This window comes from Pseudomonas proteolytica, assembly GCF_007858275.1.
In the GTDB taxonomy this organism is placed as follows: domain Bacteria; phylum Pseudomonadota; class Gammaproteobacteria; order Pseudomonadales; family Pseudomonadaceae; genus Aquipseudomonas; species Aquipseudomonas proteolytica.
In genome coordinates, this window is sequence record NZ_VFEV01000028.1 from 66,888 (window position 1) to 84,871 (window position 17,984).

A 17,984-nucleotide genomic window follows, 5' to 3' on the forward strand; every position below is an offset into this window, starting at 1 on the left:
TTGCATGAAGGTGAAGCCTCTAGCCGTTGTGTAGGAGCCGGCTTGCCGGCGAAAAACCTGAGAGCACCGCTGGGCATCAGATACCCCGCGTTATCGTTGAGGATTCTCGCTGGCAAGCCAGCTCCCACAGGGGGGGGGTGTTTGCCCTTAAAGGGATGGCACCAGCGCCAGCCCGGACTCCCAAGGGTGGTCCGCCGCGCTGACGTTATCCGCCTCGCCCGGATTGAGCGCGCGCACTGTCACCAGTCCCGGCGCCGCGTTCGCCGCGACGGTGATGGTCATGATGTAACCCTGGGTACCGCCCGCATTGGTCTGGCCGGGAATGGCCGAGGCGTCGGGCAGGAACTGCGTGACCTGCGCCGTGACCCCGGGGTTGTTGAACTGGATCCGTGCGGTGGCGGCGGTGGTCTTGAGGTCGGCGCCTTGCACCACCAGCGCGAATTGCCCGCTGGTACCTGGGGCCAGCCAGGCCGGCAGGTCGGTGGGCGACTGGCCGTAGAACAGGTCCAGCGGCAACAACTGCACCGGCCAGGGCTGCAGGCCATTGACCCGATCCTGCACGCAAGGCGATTGCTGCTGCGCGGTGCTCGGCATGGTGGTGACACTCAGGCCCACCAGCAATTGCTGGGCAATCACCCACACATAGTTCACCGCCTGGCCATTGATGGTGATGTCGTTGATCGAGAACCCGGCACTTTCCGGTACCTCGAACACCGCCTGCAGGATCTGGTCGGAGCCGTTGATCGCCGATTTGGCGGTACCGCGGGTGATGCGCCAGTACTGGCTCACATCCTGGCCTTGGGGGCCTTTCCAGGCATTGAAGTTGGTCGGCTGTTGCAGGTACAGGGCGATGGGGTTGGTCAGGGAAATCCGGCTGGGGGTGGCCCCATCATTCGTCGCCCCGTTGGCTGCAAAGCCGATATGCGGGTCGGAGTTGCGATAGTTCTGCCCATATTGCGCGCAGCAGATCAGCGCCTGGGCGCTCTGGCTGCTTTTCAGGGGGCGCATGATCGTGGCCGCCGCCGCCAGGTACACCTCGGCGCTGAGGGTGTTGGGCCCAGAGGTCAGGTGCATCGCGCCGCCGAACTGGCCAGGGGTGCAGGCGGTGCCGGCGTTCCACTTGTTGACGGTGTCGTAGGCCGGCAGGCCCGTGGTCGGGTCAATCACCGGGTCACCGGCCTTGCCGGTCTTGCAGTCGGCGGTGTAGCGCAGGTAGAGATCTTGCAGTTGCACATTCGGGTCGATGTAGTCGCGATACAAGCCCAGCACGGCATTCGGATCGATGCGCCACATGGCCAGGAAGTACGCCGGGTTTTCACTGGTAAAGGTGATCTTGCGCATCTTGCCGTTGGTATCGCGCACGATCGACCACTCGCAGTATTCGTCCAGCCAGCCACGCGGCCCCGAGGGCGAGAAGTCTTTGTATTTGCCGCTCCAGTCGATAGTCGGGCAGCGGGTTACGGGCAGTTGCAGCAGGGTGCCTTTCTTGTCCGGGTCGTACAGGGTGTACAGGGTGCCGTTGATGGTGATCTGGCCGTTGTCGGTCAGCTCCATGACCTGTTGCAGGGTCATGGCCTTGTTGCCCAGTTGTGGAATCACCGCAGTGCCGTTGTTGTAGAAAAAGGTCCACAGCCGGTTGGGAAAGGGTTGCCAGGTAATCGCCGGCAGGGTGGTGTCGCCATAGCCTTCGACCAGCGGGTTGTAATAGGCCGAGCGGGGCGCGTCATACAGGCCCGACCAGGGGTTGCCGATGATCGCCGCTTCGGTCCAGCCGGTTATGTCGTTGTTCCAGTCGGTTTCGAATTGTGGCAACTGGTCTTCCAGGCCCAGCTTGTTGTAGTCCTTTGGCGCTTGCCCAGCGGGGGAGGTGAATTGCTTGAAGGGCGTGCTCATGACAAATCTCCATGGGGGGTAGAAATGCTGCAGCAACCGGCACTCGGGGGAGGGTCGGCGACGGTCTGGCGCGGGTCATCCCACACCAGTTGGGCGATAAAGCCGGGCAGCGGCGCGTACTCTTGCGGCGCCAATACCCGGCCACTATCGAGATGGGTAACCAGCAGGCTCAACTGCACGGCGTCCGTGGGGCCGAGGTGCAGTGCCGAGGCACTGCGCGCGGCATTGAGCGCGCGGCAGACGCCGTGGGTAATGCAGCGCCCCTTGTCATCCACCAGCCCCATGCCGATGCGGCTGAAGCGCCCGACGTAGTGCGGGTTATCAGCGTTGACCTGTTGGGGCGTGGCGTCGGGCTGGTTGAGGAAAACGTCGATCAGGTAGGTATCGTGGGTGCAGCGCACATGGTCGAACACCACCCACGGGCCGCCGGCCTGCGCCGGATCCTGGGCAGGCGCGGCACTGTGCGGGCAGCAGGCTTTTGCGCTGGCGCTTCGTGCGCCAAACGGCGGCGCGACAGGCATGCCGTAGTCATAGCCGATATGCCGGCTGTCCTGGGCCATATCGCCCAGGGTGGTATAGCGCCAGGCATCGGCACTGGTGAACGTGACGGTCTCGGCCTGGCTGCCGGCAAACGGCTGGAGCAGGCATTGGGTGGTGTACTGCGCCGCCGGGTTGGCGCGGATCCAGATCTCCAGTACGCGATCGATATTGGCGTGGTAGGAGCAGAACACCGGGTCAAACGCGGTGTAGGCGTTATCGGCCATATCACCGCCGATCCAGCCGTGATAGTTGTCGTGGGGCTGTTCAAACAGGCCATCGAAATTCAGCGTGCGGTTGGGGTACAGCTCGTCCTTTTGCGGTGGATCAAACACGGTGATATTGGCCCAGGGATACCCCGGCACGCCCTGGGGCTGGCTGAAGGTCTTGAACGCCAAGGCATCCACCACCTGCTGCTGGAAAATCCGGCTCATGCCATACAACTGGGTGCGCTTGACGCGCTGCTGGTCGCCCTGGGTATAGAACAGCGGGTTGCGCTGCACGAAGCGGCAGTCCAGGCCTTCGACATTGCCCGAGGCACAGACTTTCGAGCGGCCATCCTTGGCCGCCGCATAGCGCAATGGGTTTCGCCGCACTTCGCCGCTGTGCGGGTGCACATAGGTTTCATCGAGAAAGGCCTGGGGCAGGCCGGCCTGCGGGCTGCCATCGATACTGGCGTCCTCGGCCATCCAGTCCCAATAGGGGATCGGGCAGTCGATCAAGGCTTCCAGGTACAGCAGGTAGGCGCGATGCCACAAGGCAAAGGCTTCCTGGTAATGCAGGCACCAGTTGGTATGGATATAGGCATAGCGCTGCCAGGGCGAGCCACTGTCCGGGTTGCCGATCTGCATCACGTCGTCGAGCCGCGCACGGTACAGGTCCAGTTGCGCCTGGCTCAGCGCGCGGATGTCCTGGCGCACGCGCTTGACCGGGTGCGGCAGGTCTGGAGGCGGGATGCGCTCGGCGATATCGAAGGGTGAAAAGCTGTTCAGGCGCCAGCCCTGGTTGACCCACTGCCGGAAGGTTTCCAGGGCGTCGATGGGCCAGAATTGCCGGTCGTCCAGGGTCAACGGCATGTTGCGCGACGCCAGGTGCTGGTAGATAGTTTCGGACCAGGCCTTGACCGAGTCGGGGTCTTCCAGGAACACATCGTAGGCGTTCATGCAGCGCACCCACGAGCCTGCGACGTTGGCGCGATCTGCCGTTGGTATCCAGTAAGGCGCGGTGAAAAGCCCTTGGATATCAGCGGCCCATGTCGGTTTCGCGACTATCATAAGATCCCTCTCATGCGGCCCCAATGCTGGATTTTGCGGGGCTGCTAAGCTGGATTTGATAGTAACGGGCCACTGTGCAGTGATTTGTGCAAATTGGCCGGCCTTTACGGCGGATTCATTGCAGTTTTCTCAAGGAAGAAGTGGAAATAATGACAGACGCCATGGATTTGAAAATTCTCGGCAAGTTGCAGAAGGACTGCACCCAGAGCCTGGACCTGCTCAGCGACAGCGTGGGGCTGTCCTCGACCAGTTGTTACCGGCGCATCCGGCGCCTGGAGAGCGTGGGCATCATCAAGGCCAAAGTCGCGGTGCTGGATGAAAAAAAGCTGGGGATCCAGGTCACGGCGTTCTTTTTGATCAAGCTTGATAAAGACAGCAACGACATTGATCGCAAGATGCAGCACATCCTGGCCAACCACCCGGAGATTCAGGACTGCTACCTGATGACCGGGGAGTTTGATTTTGTGATGGTGGCCAAGTTTCGCGATGCCACGGAGTACACCGAATACATCTATCGGTTTCTTGATACTTACCGGGATATTCCGATCCGCACCTATTCGTCGACGTTGGTGGTGCGCACCGTGAAGAAGTCCTATGAGCTGCCGCTGCAAGGCGTGCAGCACCTTCCTCCAGACCTGTAGACGCCGGCTTGTGTGGGAGCGGGCTTGCCCGCGATTACGGTAGATCAGTCAGCACCTGTCTTGGCTGACCCACCGCCATCGCGGGCAAGCCCGCTCCCACAGGGTTATGCGTTCGCCGTAATGATCCGGTTGTCTATCAGGCCGCCACAGCCTGAAGCTGCAAGCCACCTTCGACATCCTTGACCAACCCGCTGGCCAGCAGCAACGGCAGCAAACGCTTGTGCAACTGCGGCTCGACAAACTCCTTGACCGTCTCCAGCGCCAAGTCGCCACTGCCCGGCAGGTCGGCCTTGGTATAGGACAGCCAGGCCTTTTTCAGCATCTGCAACACATCGCTGCCAGCGGTCAACGCAAAGCGGCGGTGGGTAAGCTGGCCCAGGAAGTTGAAGCTGTGCTGATACTCGTAACCTTTCTCGTCACCCGCGCTGGCAACGCAGCGCACGCAGGTGCAAGGGCCATCGCCAAAGGCAGCCTGCAGGTAGCTATTGAAGTCCACCACGGGCTTGAGCGACAGGCGCTTGTCCACTTCGAACAGGTCGCCGGTCATTTTTGCGTCGTTACTCAAGGTGTATTTCCTCGCAGGTCTGCAGCTAGTTTTTCAAAGCGCGGCATCATACCAGCCGACAGCGAGGCGGGTGGCTACCAACTCGCGATTATTGAATTAAACACCCTCGTTCTGTCGGTCAATAACTCGTTGGGGATCCAGCTTGTCGAGGATGCTGTCATAAAATTTCCCCAGGGGGGCTTGGTTGTCATCATCTGACATTCTCGATATCTCTTTGCGGACAGCCTCCCAAGTATCGGAGTGCCTGTTCACATTTTCAGGAATGAAGTTCAGGAGATACTCCGGCGCAGAGTTCCACAACAGTGCATAGGTTGCGGCCTCTGCTAATTCAGGTGTTGCTCGACCTGTAGCTATCAGATGTGTTTTAAGCCGAGAGAACATATTGGCCGCCATTTCATCCCAGGAGCTTGTTCCTGACGAGTCGAAGTCAAACCCGGCGATTTCACCCGGATCGCCATGTTTTCCTTGAGTTAACAGGGCGGTGATACCTAGGCTCGCCCAAGACAGATCAGACCTGCCAGGGAAAAAATCTTCAAACTGCTCTTTGAGCTTACGACCTAGCTCTTGCGCCATGGGTGTTTGAAGCAGCAGAGACAGGCCATAACTTCGTCCTAGCTCTCGGAATGGTTTGCTTCGGTCAAGTGAAGCGTTCCATTTGTCATCGGGTACTTGGGCTCGCATAGCCTCAAGAGTGGGTGGCGGTTTCATCTGTTGAATGGTGTTGTACATGTTCAAATATGTTTCGTCGTACATCTTGGCGGAGCGGTGCGCTGGCGGAGCACTCGGTTCGGGACGGGCGGAGTTTGTTGTCTTGGTTTCATGACGATCTGTGATGTGGGAGTGATTCGCTAGCGGGGCGGCCAGTGGTTGGTTATTAATGGATGTCATGTGTTTATCCTTCAGAAAAATGGAAAGGCGTGATAGCGACCGCTTACTGTTGACGGTCACTAACCGCTATTTTTCTGTGGCGCGAAAAACTATTCAGGTTCCCGCACCTGTATTTCCACATGGGAAAGTTAGATGCGCAATGTTGCGTCTCACCCTTGGCCCAGCCGCTCCTTGATCCAGTCATACAGGTTATTGCCCTCGCTCGACAGTTCGCTGCTGGCCCGGCGGCACAGGTAGTACTGGCGCCCGTCATCCACCGGCAAGTCGAACAGTTGCACCAATTCACCCCGGGCCACCAGGGGCGCCACCAACGGCGCACGCAGCAGTGAGCAGCCGAGGCCGGTGAGGGTGGCGACCAGGGTCAATTGGCCGTCCTCCAGCAACAGACCATTGTGCGTGTTGCTGTGACTGGCCTCGGCGACATCGAACCATTGCCCCCAGGTGCCGCGTTCTTCGTCGTGCAGCAGCGGCAGTTCGCTGAGCGCCTGCGGTGTGGCGATAGGCCCGTGGCGCTGCAGGAATTCGCGGCTGCAAAACGGCGTGACCGCGCCGCTGATCAGCGGCTCGCTGTGATACCCCGGCCAGTGCCCGGTACCGAAACGGATCGACAGGTCGGCAGCATCGCTGGGGTAGCTGCGGTGGTTGGCGTAGGTGATGTTGATGTCCAGCGCCGGGTTGGCGCTCAAAAACTGCGGCAGGCTCGGGATGAACAGGTTGGTTGCGAACATCGGGATCAGGCTGATGGTGACCTGGCGCGTCGCGCTCTTTTCCCGCACGTGCTCGGTGGCGCTGCGCAGTACCGCGAATGCCGAGCGAATCGCCCGGTAGTACTCGCGACCTTCTTCGGTCAGGCCCAGGTTGCGGCCTTGGCGCATCGTCAGCGGCTGTTGTAGGAAGCTCTCCAGCAAGTGCAGTTGATGACTGACCGCCGAGGGCGACACCCCTAGTTCGCGCGCGGCGGCATTCACGCCCCCATGGCGGGCAAAAGCCTCGAAGGTGCGCACGGCACGTAAAGGTGGATCGTTGGCTAACTGTTCTAAATTATTCATGTATTGAATTAAATACTAAGTAAAAAGATAAATAAAGCGGCTTTAGCCTGGAAAAAACGCTGTAAATAGGGCGTTTTTTATTTGGCATAAACATATTTCTTTCAGATATTTGATAAAAACAGAATAAATAACTAGTGTTCCGCGCTCGGGCTTTTAGTCGGTGCGCCCTGGCACCGACGTTTTTGTGTATGGAGTTGATGGTTCTCATGGATGCGTTTATCCAGCAACTGCTCAACGGCTTGCTGTCGGGCAGTCTCTACGCGCTAGTGGCCTTGGGTTACACCATGGTCTACGGCATTTTGCGGATCATCAACTTTGCCCATGGCGATGTGTTGATGATTGGCGCGCTGGTGGGCCTGTCGGTGATCCGTGTGCTGCAGGCGGCCTTCCCGCAGATGCCGCCGGTGCTGTTGCTGCTGGCAGCGGCGATGATTGCCATGGCCTTTTGTGCGGTGCTGGCGGTGGTGATCGAGCGTGTCGCCTATCGGCGCTTGCGCAACGCCCCGCGCCTGGCGCCGTTGATCAGTGGTATCGGCGTGTCGCTGTTGTTGCAGACCGTCGCCATGCTGGTCTGGACCCGCAACCCACAGATGTTCCCGCAATTGCTGCCCCTGGAACCCATCGAAGTGCTGGCCGGCGATGCCACCCATGCCGCCGTGACCAATGCCACCGCGCTGACCACCATTGGCGTGGCGTTGAGCCTGATGGTCGGGCTGTTGCTGCTGGTCGAGCGCACGCGCTTTGGCCGGGCCATGCGCGCCGTGGCCGAGAACCCGCAAGTGGCGAGCCTGATGGGCATCAACCCCAACCGCATCATCGTCATGACCTTCGCCATCGGCGGCGCCCTGGCCGCGCTGGCAGGCATCATGATGGCCAGCAACTACGGCAGCGCGCATTTCTATATGGGCTTCCTGCCCGGCATCAAGGCCTTTACCGCGGCAGTGCTGGGCGGCATCGGCAACCTCAAGGGCGCCATGCTCGGCGGCCTGCTGCTGGGGCTGATCGAAGCCCTGGGCACCGGCTACCTGGGGGCTGCCACCAACGGCGTGTTCGGCAGCAACTACCAGGATGTGTTCGCCTTTATCGTGTTGATCGCGGTGCTGGTGTTCCGTCCCCAAGGGCTGTTGGGCGAACGATTGGCGACCCGCGCATGAGCCTGGCAACCGCTGTGAGCCCTTCAAGCAAACGCGCCAGCCTGGGCCTGGTGCTGTTCGCCCTGGCCCTGGTGTTGGCCCCATGGATTGTCGGGCATGCCGGCGGCAATACCTGGGTGCGCACCCTGGACTTTGCCCTGCTGTACATCATGTTGGCCCTGGGCCTGAACATCGTGGTGGGTTATGCCGGCCTGCTGGACATGGGCTTTATCGCCTTCTACGCGGTGGGCGCCTACCTGGCGGCATTGCTCTCGTCGCCCCATCTGATGCAACAGTTCCCGGCCTTGCTGGCGCTGATGCCAGAGGGCATGCACACCTCGATCTGGCTGATTTTGCCGCTGGCGGCGCTGTTGGCGGCCGGGTTCGGGGTGATCCTTGGGGCGCCGACCCTGCGTTTGCGCGGCGACTACCTGGCCATCGTCACCCTGGGCTTTGGCGAGATCATCCGCATATTGCTGCGTAACCTGGACCGCCCGGTGAACCTCACCAACGGCCCCAAAGGCATCGCCCAGGTTGATCCGGTGACGCTGCTGGGGGTCAACCTGGGGCGCACCCAGGAACTGTTCGGCCTGCGCTTGCCCTCGGTCTACCTCTATTACTACCTGTTCGCCGCGTTGGTGGTGCTGATCCTGTTTGCCTGCATCCGCCTCGAGCGCTCGCGCATCGGCCGCGCGTGGATGGCGATCCGCGAAGACGAAGAGGCGGCCCAGGCCATGGGCCTCAATACCCTTCGCCTGAAGCTGCTGGCATTTGCCATTGGTGCGGCGTTCGGCGGTATCAGTGGGGCGCTGTTTGCCTCGTTCCAAGGCTTTGTTTCACCCGAATCCTTCACCCTCAATGAGTCCATCGCCGTGCTGGCCATGGTGGTGCTCGGCGGCATGGGGCATATCCCCGGGGTGATTCTGGGCTGCGTGTTGCTCGCGGCCCTGCCCGAAGCGTTGCGCGCCAGCATGGGCCCCTTGCAGCAGGCGCTGTTTGGCCAAGTGCTGGTGGACCCGGAAATTATCCGCCAGCTGTTCTACGGCCTGGCGCTGATTCTGGCGATGCTGTATCGACCCGCCGGCCTCTGGCCGAGCCGCACAGGAGGTGCACCTTGAACCATCCGTTATTACAGATCGAGAAGGTCAATAAACAGTTTGGCGGCGTGGCCGCGCTCGATGACGTGAGCTTGAGTATCGAGGCCGGGGAAATCTACGGCCTGATCGGGCCCAATGGCGCCGGCAAGACCACCTTCTTTAATGTGATGACGGGGTTATACACCCCGGACTCCGGGCGCTTTCAACTCGACGGCCAGGAGTACCAGCCCACGGCGGTACACCAGGTGGCCCGCGCTGGCATCGCGCGCACGTTCCAGAATATCCGCCTGTTCAACGCCATGAGCGCCCTGGAAAACGTCATGGTCGGGCGCCATGTGCGCACCCATAACGGCGTGTGGGCGGCCTTGAGCGGGCATTCGCGCGGGCGCGAGGAAGAAGCGCAGACCCGCGCCCACGCCCATCGCCTGCTGGCCTATGTCGGCCTGGCCGGGTTTGCCCACTACCGTGCCGACAGCCTGTCCTACGGCCACCAGCGGCGCCTGGAAATTGCCCGCGCCCTGGCCACCGAACCGCGCCTGCTGGCCCTCGACGAGCCGGCCGCCGGCATGAATGCCAGCGAGAAAGTGCAACTGCGCAGCCTGCTGGAAAAAATCCGCGATGACGGCCATACCCTGCTGCTGATCGAACACGACGTAAAGCTGGTGATGGGCGTGTGTGACCGCATCAGCGTGCTGGACTATGGACGCGTGATCGCCGTGGGCGCGCCTGCCGAAGTGCGCCGCCACCCGCAAGTGATCCAGGCCTATCTGGGAGCCGGCGCCCATGTCTGAAGCGTTGTTGCAGATTGACGGCCTGAAGGTGCGCTACGGTGCGATCGAGGCGGTCAAGTCCCTGGACCTGCATATAGATGAAGGCGAACGGGTCACCTTGATCGGCGCCAATGGCGCCGGCAAAAGCTCCAGCCTCAAGGCCCTGACCGGGTTGCTGCCGGCCGCTGCGGGGCAGATCCGCTTTGCTGGCCGTTCGATCCTCAACCTGGCGCCCCATGAGCGCCTGACCCTGGGCATCGCCATGGTGCCGGAAGGGCGTGGCATTTTTGCGCGCATGAGCGTGCTGGAAAACCTCCAGGCCGGCGCGTTCCTGCGCCGCGACCCACAGCAAGTCAACCTGGAAATCCGCCAGTTGTTCGAACACTTTCCGCGCCTGGAGGAACGCTTGCAGCAGTCGGCCGGCTTGCTCTCCGGTGGCGAGCAGCAGATGCTCGCCCTGGCCCGTGCGCTGCTGTCCAAGCCCCGCCTGCTGGTGCTTGATGAGCCGTCCATGGGCCTGGCGCCGATCATGGTCGAAAAGCTGTTCCAGGTGATCGATGATGTGTGCCGCCAGGGCATGACCCTGCTGCTGGTGGAGCAGAACGCGCGCCTTGCGCTGCAAGTGACTGACCGCGCCTATGTGATGGACACCGGGCGTATCAGCCTCAGCGGTGCCAGTGACCAATTGCTCGACCACCCCGAGGTGCGCAGTGCCTACCTCGGTGAATAACCCCATAACAAACGCCACCGGACGCCCGGCGTGTTTCGTCAACCCCACAGGCCATGAGGGCCTGCTGAGAAACAGGAAAAAACCATGAACAAGACTGCCCCCTTCAAACGCGTACTGTTGTTGAGCCTGGCCATGAGCGGTGTGGCCCAGGCCGACCAGACGGTACTGATCGGCCTGGCCGGACCCTTGACCGGTCCGTCGGCGCGGATCGGCAAAGACCTGGAAAACGGCGCGCAACTGGCCATTGACCAGGCCAACGCCAAGCACCTGAAAATCAATGGCGAGGCCGTGACGTTCAAGCTGGTTTCCGAGGATGACCAGTCCGATCCACGCACCGCCGTCACCGTGGCCCAGCGCCTGGTGGACGAAGGCGTAGTGGGCGTGGTCGGCCATTGGAACACCGGCACCAGCATTCCGGCAGCGCGGGTCTACCATGACGCCGGGATTGCCCAGGTCGCACCGGTGGCCACCGGTCACGCCTACACCCAGCAAGGTTTCGACACCAGCTTGCGGATCATGGGCCACGACGATGACGGCGGCCAGGTCGCCGGCGACTACGCACTCAAGACCCTCAAGGCGCAGCGCATCGCCGTGATCGACGACCGCACCGCGTTCGGCCAGGGCCTGGCGGACCAGTTCGTCAAATCCATCGAGGCCGGTGGCGCCAAGGTGGTTGCGCGCGAATACGTGGACGACAAGACCATCGACTTCAGTGCGGTGCTGACCAACATCCGTGGGCAAAACCCGGACCTGATCTTCTTTGGCGGCGTCGACTCCCAGGCTGCACCGCTGGCCCGGCGCATCAAGCAGTTGGGGATCAAGGCCCCATTGATGGGCGCCGGTGGCTTTGTCAGCCAGACCTTCCTGCAACTGGCACAGAACGAAGGCGAGGGCGTGATCGCCCTGGAACCGGGCCTGGCCGTGGCGCAGATGCCAGGCGGCAAAGCATTTGAAGAGGCCTACAAGGCGCGCTTCAAGAGCAACATCGAGCTGCACGCACCCTTTGCCTATGACGGTGTGGGCGTGTTGATCGCCGCCATCGAGCAGGCCAACTCCACCGATCCGCAGAAGTACCTGCCGGTACTGCGCGCCATCAGCTATCCGGGCGTGACCGGGACCATCGCATTCGATGCCCAGGGCAATCTGCAGAACCCGTCGTTCACCGTTTACCAGGTCAAGGCCAATCAATGGCAACCGGTGAGCGTGGCTGGCGGCAAAAAGTAACGCGCTGGATTTAAGTGTAGGCGCAGCTCGTGTAGGAGCTGTCTCGCCCGGCGAGGCTGCGATGGGATCACCGCGGTGTATCTGCGACACCGTGGTGTCTGCATCGCAGCCTCGCCGGGCGAGACAGCTCCCACATTGGGCAGCACCCACATTGGATCTTCGCAAGCATTTAGATGAGGCACACCATGAGCAAACTTGAAGGTGAACTGGGCATCCTGGCCCGCCGGCGCATCGAGGCCGAGATCATCAAGCCGATCTACGAAATCCTCGTGCGCGAGCAGGGCAAGGCCTTTGCCGCCGCGGTGATTGGCGAAGCGGTGGGCAACGCCGCGATCCAGGCCGGCAAGCACTTTGCCGCCCAGGAAGAGCAGGGCGCCGACCTCAAGAGCTTCGTTGAGCTGCAAGTGCTGTGGGAAAAGGACGACGCGCTGAAAGTCGAAATCATCGCCAGCGATGCCGAGCACTACGATTACGACGTCAAGCGTTGCCGCTATGCCGAGATGTACCACGAAATGGGCCTGGGCGAGATCGGCCACCTGTTGTCGTGCAACCGCGACGAGCTGTTTATTGTCGGCTACAACCCGAATATCGAATTGACGCGCACCCAGACCATCATGGGCGGCGCGCCAAGCTGTGACTTCCGCTACCACGCCAAGCCCCAGGAGCCGCGCTCGTGAGTGCCCTGGCGCGGGTCAACGGTGAGCGCCTGTGGGACTCGCTGATGGAAATGGCGCAGATCGGCGGCACGCCCAAGGGCGGTGTCTCGCGCCTGGCGCTGACCGACGAAGACCGGCGCGGGCGTGACCTGTTCGTGGCCTGGTGCACAGCGGCCGGGTGCAGCATTCGTGTGGACGCCATGGGCAACATCTTCGCCCGCCGCGCCGGCCGCCTCGACCAGCTGGCCCCGGTGCTGACCGGCTCCCACGGCGACTCGCAGCCAGCGGGCGGCAAGTTCGATGGCATCTACGGCGTGCTGGCCGGCCTGGAAGTGCTGCGCACCTTGAACGACCTGGGCATCGAAACCGATCGACCGATCGAGGTGGTCAACTGGACCAACGAAGAAGGCTCGCGTTTTGCCCCGGCGATGATTTCTTCAGGGGTGTATGCCGGGGTGTTCGACCTGGAATACGGTTTGTCCCGCGAAGACAAGGCCGGCGTGACCATCGGCCAGGCGTTGCAGCAGATCGGCTACGCCGGCCCGCATCCGGTGGGAGGGCAGGCGGTGCATGCGGCGTATGAGCTGCATATCGAGCAAGGCCCGATCCTTGAAGCCCAGGACCTGACCATCGGCGTGGTCACCGGGGCCCAGGGCCAGCGTTGGTATGAAGTCGAACTGAGCGGCCGCAGCGCCCATGCCGGCACCACGCCAATGGATCACCGCCTGGATGCACTGCTGGGCTTTGCCCGGGTGGTGGAGGCGGTCAACCAGATCGGCCTGGCCCAAGGCGCCGAAGGGCGGGCGACGGTGGGCATGGCCAACATCTTCCCCAACTCGCGCAATGTGGTGCCGGGGCGGGTGTTTTTCAGTGTTGAGTTCCGCCATCCCGATGAGACGGTGCTGGGCGTGCAGGACCAGCAACTGCACGAAGCCGTGGCGCGGATTGCCGAGGGGATTGGCCTGCAGGCCAGCGTCAAGCAGATCTTCCAGTACGCGCCGATTGCCTTCGACAAGGATTGCGTAGACGTGGTGCAGACCGCGGCCCAAGTGCTGGGCTATAGCCATCGGCGGATGATTTCCGGCGCGGGGCATGACGCCTGCTACCTGAACCAGGTCGCGCCGACGGCGATGATCTTTGTACCCTGTGTGGATGGCTTGAGTCATAACGAGGCGGAAGAGATCCACCCGCACTGGTCCACGGCCGGGGCGGATGTGTTGTTGCAGGCGATTCTGGCTTCGTCGCGTGAGTGATGGATGGGAGCGGGCTTGCCCGCGAAAGCCATAGGTATCTACACAACTTTCAGAAACTGACGAGCCCCCCTGTGGGAGCGGGCTTGCCCGCGAAAGCGGTGGTTCAGCCACCACCTGTAATCGGCACAAACAGCTGGCTCATCACCTGCAACAAGTGATCATCCGCGCCAGCCGCGCCTATCACTTGCAACCCCACCGGCATGCCCCTCACGTGCCCCACTGGCAGGCTGATCGAGGGCAGGCCGGTGAGGTTCCAGGCGCTGGTATGGCTGAGTACGGCGGCGCGTACGTCAATGTCCTGTTCGCCCACGCGCACTTGGCGTGCGTTTACCTGTGTGGCGGTAATCGGCACAGTGGGTGAAACCAGCAAGTCATAGTCTTCGAACAACCGCGCCATGGCCGCTTTGTACTGCGCCTGGCTGGCCTGTGCGCGAATGTACTGCCAGCCTCTGACCTCGCTCGACACCTCAAGGCGCTCGCGTACCTCCTGGTCAAATTTGTGCGGTGCATCGCGCATGCGTTCGGCATGTACTGCAAAGGCTTCGGCACGTTGCAAGGTCTGCAAGGTGTCCTTCATGCCAGCCGCGATTTTTTGCAGCGCGTCAGTCTCTTGCAGCGCTTCGCCAAACAGCTGTTGCGCCGCCTGGTAGACCTGCTGATGCAGCTCGGCATCCACCGGGCCGAAGCTGGCGCACGTGATCCAGCCCACGCGCAACGCTCGAGGCGTGGCCGCCGGCTGGCAAGCGCGTCCTGCCAGCACTTCGAACAACAGGCGTGCATCTTCAACGTGGTTGGCGATGGGGCCGACGTGGTCGAGGCTGGACGCGAGCGGGAACACCCCGTCCAACGGCACGCTGGCAAACGAGGGCTTGAAGCCGACCGTGCCGCACAAGGCCGCCGGAATCCGGATCGAGCCGCCTGTGTCGGTACCCAGCGCCAGCGGCACCATGCCGCTGGCCACCGCCGCGGCACTGCCGGCGCTGGAACCGCCGGTGATGCAGCGCGCATCCCACGGGTTACGCGCCGCGCCTTGCAGTGAGCGGTCGCCAGTCGGGCCGTAGGCGAACTCATGGGTCAAGGTCTTGCCGATAATCACCGCCCCGGCCTCGCGTACGCGTTGCACGCACAGCGCATCGTGGCTGGGTTTGAAACGGTCGAAGTGCGCTGAACCGTAGGTGGTGATGTAGTCGAACGTGTCGATGTTGTCTTTGACCGCTATCGGCATGCCCTGCAGCGGGCCGAGGTCCTGGCCTTGGGCAAACAGCGCGTCGGCCTTGCGGGCCTGGGCCAGTGCCACGGCGGCATCAACATGAACGAACGCATTCAACACCGGGTTCAAGCGTTCGATGCTGTCCAGCGCGGCCTGCGTCAACTCGACACTGGTCACGCTGCCGGCACGCAGGCGCGCGGCCAGCGTGATGATCGACTGACCAAAAAAGTATCCAGCGTGGGTAGGCTTCACCAGGCTCATAAATGCAACTCCATCAAACAGCAGCGGGTTGAGAGGACGGGGCAACCTGACGCCCGCCCGGGCGCACCATCAGCATTGCGCTCATGCCCAACGCGGTGGCCACGGCGGCGGCCACGAACATCGACGAATAGCCGTAACGCACGGTCAGGTAGCCGGTCAGCATGGGGGCGATAAACGAGGCGGTGTTGGCGATAAAGTGCGTCATGCCGCTGTAGGCACCCACCCGATTGGACGGCGCGGTGTCGATGACCACCGCCCAGTACACGGAGTTGGGCAGGGCATTAAGCGCATTGGCCAACGTCATCAGGGCAATCACGCCCCAGACGGTCTGGGCTTGGGAAACCATGATGAAACACAAGGTTGTCAGCAGCAGGCAGGTCGCGGCCAGCCAGCTGCGGGCGACTTTCAGGTTGCCGGTGCGGCGCAGCAGCAAGTCCGAAATCTTGCCGCCCAGCAGCACGGTGAAGCAGGCGCCGGTCCACGGGATCATGCCCATGTACCACAGCGACGACAGGTTGTAGTGGAACTCGTCCTGCAGGTATTTGGGGGTCCAGGTCAGCAGCAGGAATGTCACGTACACAAACGAGAAGTAACCGACGGCGTTGAACAGCAGGTCCTTGTTCTTGAAGAAGTGCCAGAGCGGCGCGACGCTGGTAGTGGGCGTCGACGCATTGGCGGCCTCGGCGCGCTCTTTGCGCAGGAAGTCGAGTTCGGCCTTGGACACGCGCGGGTTTTCATCCGGGGTGTTGGTGAAGCGCGTCATGAAAAACACCAGCAGCGCCAGGCTGACCACGCCCAACACCACGAACATGCTGCGCCAGCTGCCGGTCAGGGTTTGCAGGCCCACAGCCACAGGCGCGGTGAGCAATGCGCCCAACGGGGTACTCAAGAGGCCGACCGCGACCACAAAACCGCGCTCCTTGGGAGTGGCCCAGTTGGCCACGCTCTTGTTGATCACCGAGTAGGCCGGACCTTCGGCAAAGCCGAACATCACGCGGATCGTGGCGAAACCGGCCATGGCCGAGCCGCCGAGAAACGCCAGGCCGAAGTCGCCGGCAAATGCCGTGGCGATTTCGAAGACCGACCAAGTGCCACCGGCGATCAGCCAGATGCGCTTGGCACCAAAGCGGTCGGCCAGAATGCCGCCGACCAATGCCCCAAGGATGTAGCCGTAACCGAAGTAGCCCAGGACGTTGCCCCAGTCGGCTTTGTCGAAACCGTACTCGGGAAGAATGCTCGCCGACGCATAGGCAATCGCGCCACGGTCGATGTAGTTGAGCAGGGCCATGAGCATGATCAGGAAGAAAATCTGGTAGCGGAAGGACGGGATAGCGGGGCTGTTCATAGGGATCTGACTCTTCAAAATGATGGCAGAAGTCAAAAAGTCGGCCGCGTCCGGCGTATTTTTATTGGTTGCCCAAACGTTTGGGTAGGCGAAATGTAAGGTGGGAAAAAATTTTAGTCAAACGTTTGGGTAAAGATTTATCTGCGGCTGCGGTACGCCCGTTCGGGTAGAATCTGCGCGCTAAATATCAGACAGTCGGAAGCCCCTCAGACATGCCGAGCCCATCTCGTCCAGCCACCTTGAAGTCCATGGCGACCGCACTTGGCGTGCATGTCTCCACGGTGTCCCGGGTACTCAACGGCGACCCGGCCGGGGTCGAGCGCGCGGCGTCTGCCGAAGTGGTGGCGCGTATCCGGGAGTTGGCAAAAGAGCTGGATTATCGACCGAACACGCAGGCATCTAGCCTGAAACTGCGCAAAAGCCAGGAAATCTGTGTGCTGATGCCGCGCCTCACCGACCTGGTGATGGCGACCATTTACGACAGCATCGACAGTGCGGCCGAACAGGCCGGCTACCTGACCTTCGTCTCCAATACCGACGACCAGCAACCCCGCCAGATGGCCCGTGCCGAACATGCCTTACGCCGCTCGGTGGCCGGGCTGATCGTCGGCGACTCACATGTCGGCGAAAGCCAGCCGCTCCTGGAACTGCTGGCGCGCAAGCACATTCCCTACGTGCTGGTCAGTCGCCAGATTGCCGGGCATCTGGCGGCGTGCAGCGACGATGAACGTGGCGGCTGGCTGGCGGCCGAGCACTTGTACCAGTTGGGCTGTCGCGATGTGGCCATTCTGGCGGGCGAACGGCATGCCTCCACCGGGGCTGATCGCACGCGCGGGTTTACCCGTTATTACCGGGAGCAAGGCATTACGCTGCGCCCGGAATGGACGCTCAATGGTCCTTTTGACAGCCTTACCGGGCACCGCCAGGGCGAGTACCTGTTGGGGCTCAGCCCACGGCCACAGGCGTTTTTCGCGGTCAATGACTTCCTGGCCATCGGCTTGATGGGGGCCGCACGTGACAAGGGCCTGATGCCGGGCAAGGACATTGCCGTGGTGGGCTTCAACGACATACCACTGGCCAATGAACTGATGGTGCCCCTGACCAGCGTGCGCCTGCCCCTGGCAGACATGGGCCGGCATGCGGTTGAGCTGCTGCTCAAGCGCATCGAGGGCGAGGCGTGCGAGTCGATCATGGTGGCGCCGCAGTTGCAGGTACGGGCGAGTTCGTCTTTGTTGCACTGACTGAGGGCTGGCCATCGGCGGTAGAAAATGTGGGAGCGGGCTTGCCCGCGATAGCCATAGGTATCTACACAACTTTGCCGCAACGCCTAGATCCAGGCAGATAGCGCAGTTGTGGCGAGCGGGCTTGCCCCGCGCTGGGCTGCGAAGCAGCCCCAATAAGCCGAATGCGTTGTACCAGATACACCGCAGCGGCTGGTTTTGGGGCTGCTTCGCAGGA

16 protein-coding genes are annotated in these 17,984 nt (G+C 62.0%); 9 read left to right on the top strand and 7 right to left on the bottom strand.

Translation table 11 applies throughout. From position 1 onward, the window contains the following. Positions 1–147 precede the first annotated feature (147 nt). Both FIV38_RS19780 and FIV38_RS19785 read right to left on the bottom strand, forming a co-directional pair. A complete protein-coding gene (locus FIV38_RS19780) occupies positions 148–1,893 on the bottom strand; it encodes a hypothetical protein (RefSeq protein WP_092235623.1) in 1,746 nt (581 codons plus the stop codon). Beyond that, positions 1,890–3,704, bottom strand: a complete 1,815-nt coding sequence (locus FIV38_RS19785; RefSeq protein WP_092235626.1) for a tyrosinase family protein — start codon at positions 3,702–3,704, stop codon at positions 1,890–1,892. The genes FIV38_RS19780 and FIV38_RS19785 overlap by 4 nt, the downstream gene beginning before the upstream one ends. A gap of 161 nt (positions 3,705–3,865) precedes the next feature. On the opposite strand from FIV38_RS19785, the gene FIV38_RS19790 reads away from it, so the two are divergent. Next, complete coding sequence (locus FIV38_RS19790; protein WP_029292979.1) at positions 3,866–4,345, top strand: Lrp/AsnC family transcriptional regulator; 480 nt, start codon at positions 3,866–3,868, stop codon at positions 4,343–4,345. A gap of 136 nt (positions 4,346–4,481) precedes the next feature. Here FIV38_RS19790 and FIV38_RS19795 read toward each other — a convergent pair whose 3' ends face one another. The 3 genes from FIV38_RS19795 to FIV38_RS19805 all read right to left on the bottom strand — a co-directional run bounded on the left by FIV38_RS19795 (position 4,482) and on the right by FIV38_RS19805 (position 6,847). Further along, a complete protein-coding gene (locus tag FIV38_RS19795; protein WP_092235628.1) occupies positions 4,482–4,910 on the bottom strand; it encodes a hypothetical protein in 429 nt (142 codons plus the stop codon). A 96-nt stretch (positions 4,911–5,006) separates the two neighbouring features. Next, positions 5,007–5,798 (bottom strand): hypothetical protein, encoded by a 792-nt coding sequence (locus FIV38_RS19800; protein WP_092235629.1) that lies wholly within the window; start codon positions 5,796–5,798, stop codon positions 5,007–5,009. A 149-nt stretch (positions 5,799–5,947) separates the two neighbouring features. Continuing rightward, positions 5,948–6,847: a LysR substrate-binding domain-containing protein gene (locus FIV38_RS19805; RefSeq protein ID WP_092235633.1), complete on the bottom strand. Its 900-nt coding sequence runs from the start codon at positions 6,845–6,847 to the stop codon at positions 5,948–5,950. A gap of 206 nt (positions 6,848–7,053) precedes the next feature. On the opposite strand from FIV38_RS19805, the gene FIV38_RS19810 reads away from it, so the two are divergent. From FIV38_RS19810 to FIV38_RS19840, 7 genes are all read left to right on the top strand, one after another. Next, entirely contained in the window at positions 7,054–8,001 is a 948-nt protein-coding gene (locus FIV38_RS19810) for a branched-chain amino acid ABC transporter permease (RefSeq protein WP_029292973.1), read from the top strand. Continuing rightward, positions 7,998–9,098: an ABC transporter permease subunit gene (locus FIV38_RS19815; protein ID WP_029292972.1), complete on the top strand. Its 1,101-nt coding sequence runs from the start codon at positions 7,998–8,000 to the stop codon at positions 9,096–9,098. The genes FIV38_RS19810 and FIV38_RS19815 overlap by 4 nt, the downstream gene beginning before the upstream one ends. Next, entirely contained in the window at positions 9,095–9,868 is a 774-nt protein-coding gene (locus tag FIV38_RS19820) for an ABC transporter ATP-binding protein (RefSeq protein WP_029292970.1), read from the top strand. The genes FIV38_RS19815 and FIV38_RS19820 overlap by 4 nt, the downstream gene beginning before the upstream one ends. After that, positions 9,861–10,577, top strand: coding sequence for an ABC transporter ATP-binding protein (locus FIV38_RS19825; RefSeq protein WP_092235636.1), 717 nt, complete (start codon positions 9,861–9,863; stop codon positions 10,575–10,577). The genes FIV38_RS19820 and FIV38_RS19825 overlap by 8 nt, the downstream gene beginning before the upstream one ends. 84 nt (positions 10,578–10,661) lie before the next feature. Then, positions 10,662–11,801 carry a branched-chain amino acid ABC transporter substrate-binding protein gene (locus tag FIV38_RS19830; RefSeq protein WP_029292965.1) on the top strand — a complete coding sequence of 380 codons (1,140 nt, stop codon included), beginning with the start codon at positions 10,662–10,664 and terminating at the stop codon, positions 11,799–11,801. Positions 11,802–11,986: 185 nt separating this feature from the next. Further along, positions 11,987–12,478, top strand: coding sequence for an L-2-amino-thiazoline-4-carboxylic acid hydrolase (locus tag FIV38_RS19835; RefSeq protein WP_029292963.1), 492 nt, complete (start codon positions 11,987–11,989; stop codon positions 12,476–12,478). Next, entirely contained in the window at positions 12,475–13,710 is a 1,236-nt protein-coding gene (locus FIV38_RS19840; RefSeq protein WP_092235639.1) for a Zn-dependent hydrolase, read from the top strand. The genes FIV38_RS19835 and FIV38_RS19840 overlap by 4 nt, the downstream gene beginning before the upstream one ends. A 103-nt stretch (positions 13,711–13,813) precedes the next feature. On the opposite strand, the gene FIV38_RS19845 is transcribed toward FIV38_RS19840, so the two are convergent. Both FIV38_RS19845 and FIV38_RS19850 read right to left on the bottom strand, forming a co-directional pair. Then, complete coding sequence (locus FIV38_RS19845; protein ID WP_092235641.1) at positions 13,814–15,181, bottom strand: amidase; 1,368 nt, start codon at positions 15,179–15,181, stop codon at positions 13,814–13,816. A gap of 13 nt (positions 15,182–15,194) precedes the next feature. Beyond that, positions 15,195–16,526, bottom strand: a complete 1,332-nt coding sequence (locus tag FIV38_RS19850; protein WP_029292957.1) for an MFS transporter — start codon at positions 16,524–16,526, stop codon at positions 15,195–15,197. A 212-nt stretch (positions 16,527–16,738) separates the two neighbouring features. Here FIV38_RS19850 and FIV38_RS19855 point away from each other — a divergent pair, with 212 nt between their 5' ends. Continuing rightward, positions 16,739–17,767 carry a LacI family DNA-binding transcriptional regulator gene (locus tag FIV38_RS19855; protein ID WP_092235644.1) on the top strand — a complete coding sequence of 343 codons (1,029 nt, stop codon included), beginning with the start codon at positions 16,739–16,741 and terminating at the stop codon, positions 17,765–17,767. Positions 17,768–17,984 lie beyond the last annotated feature (217 nt).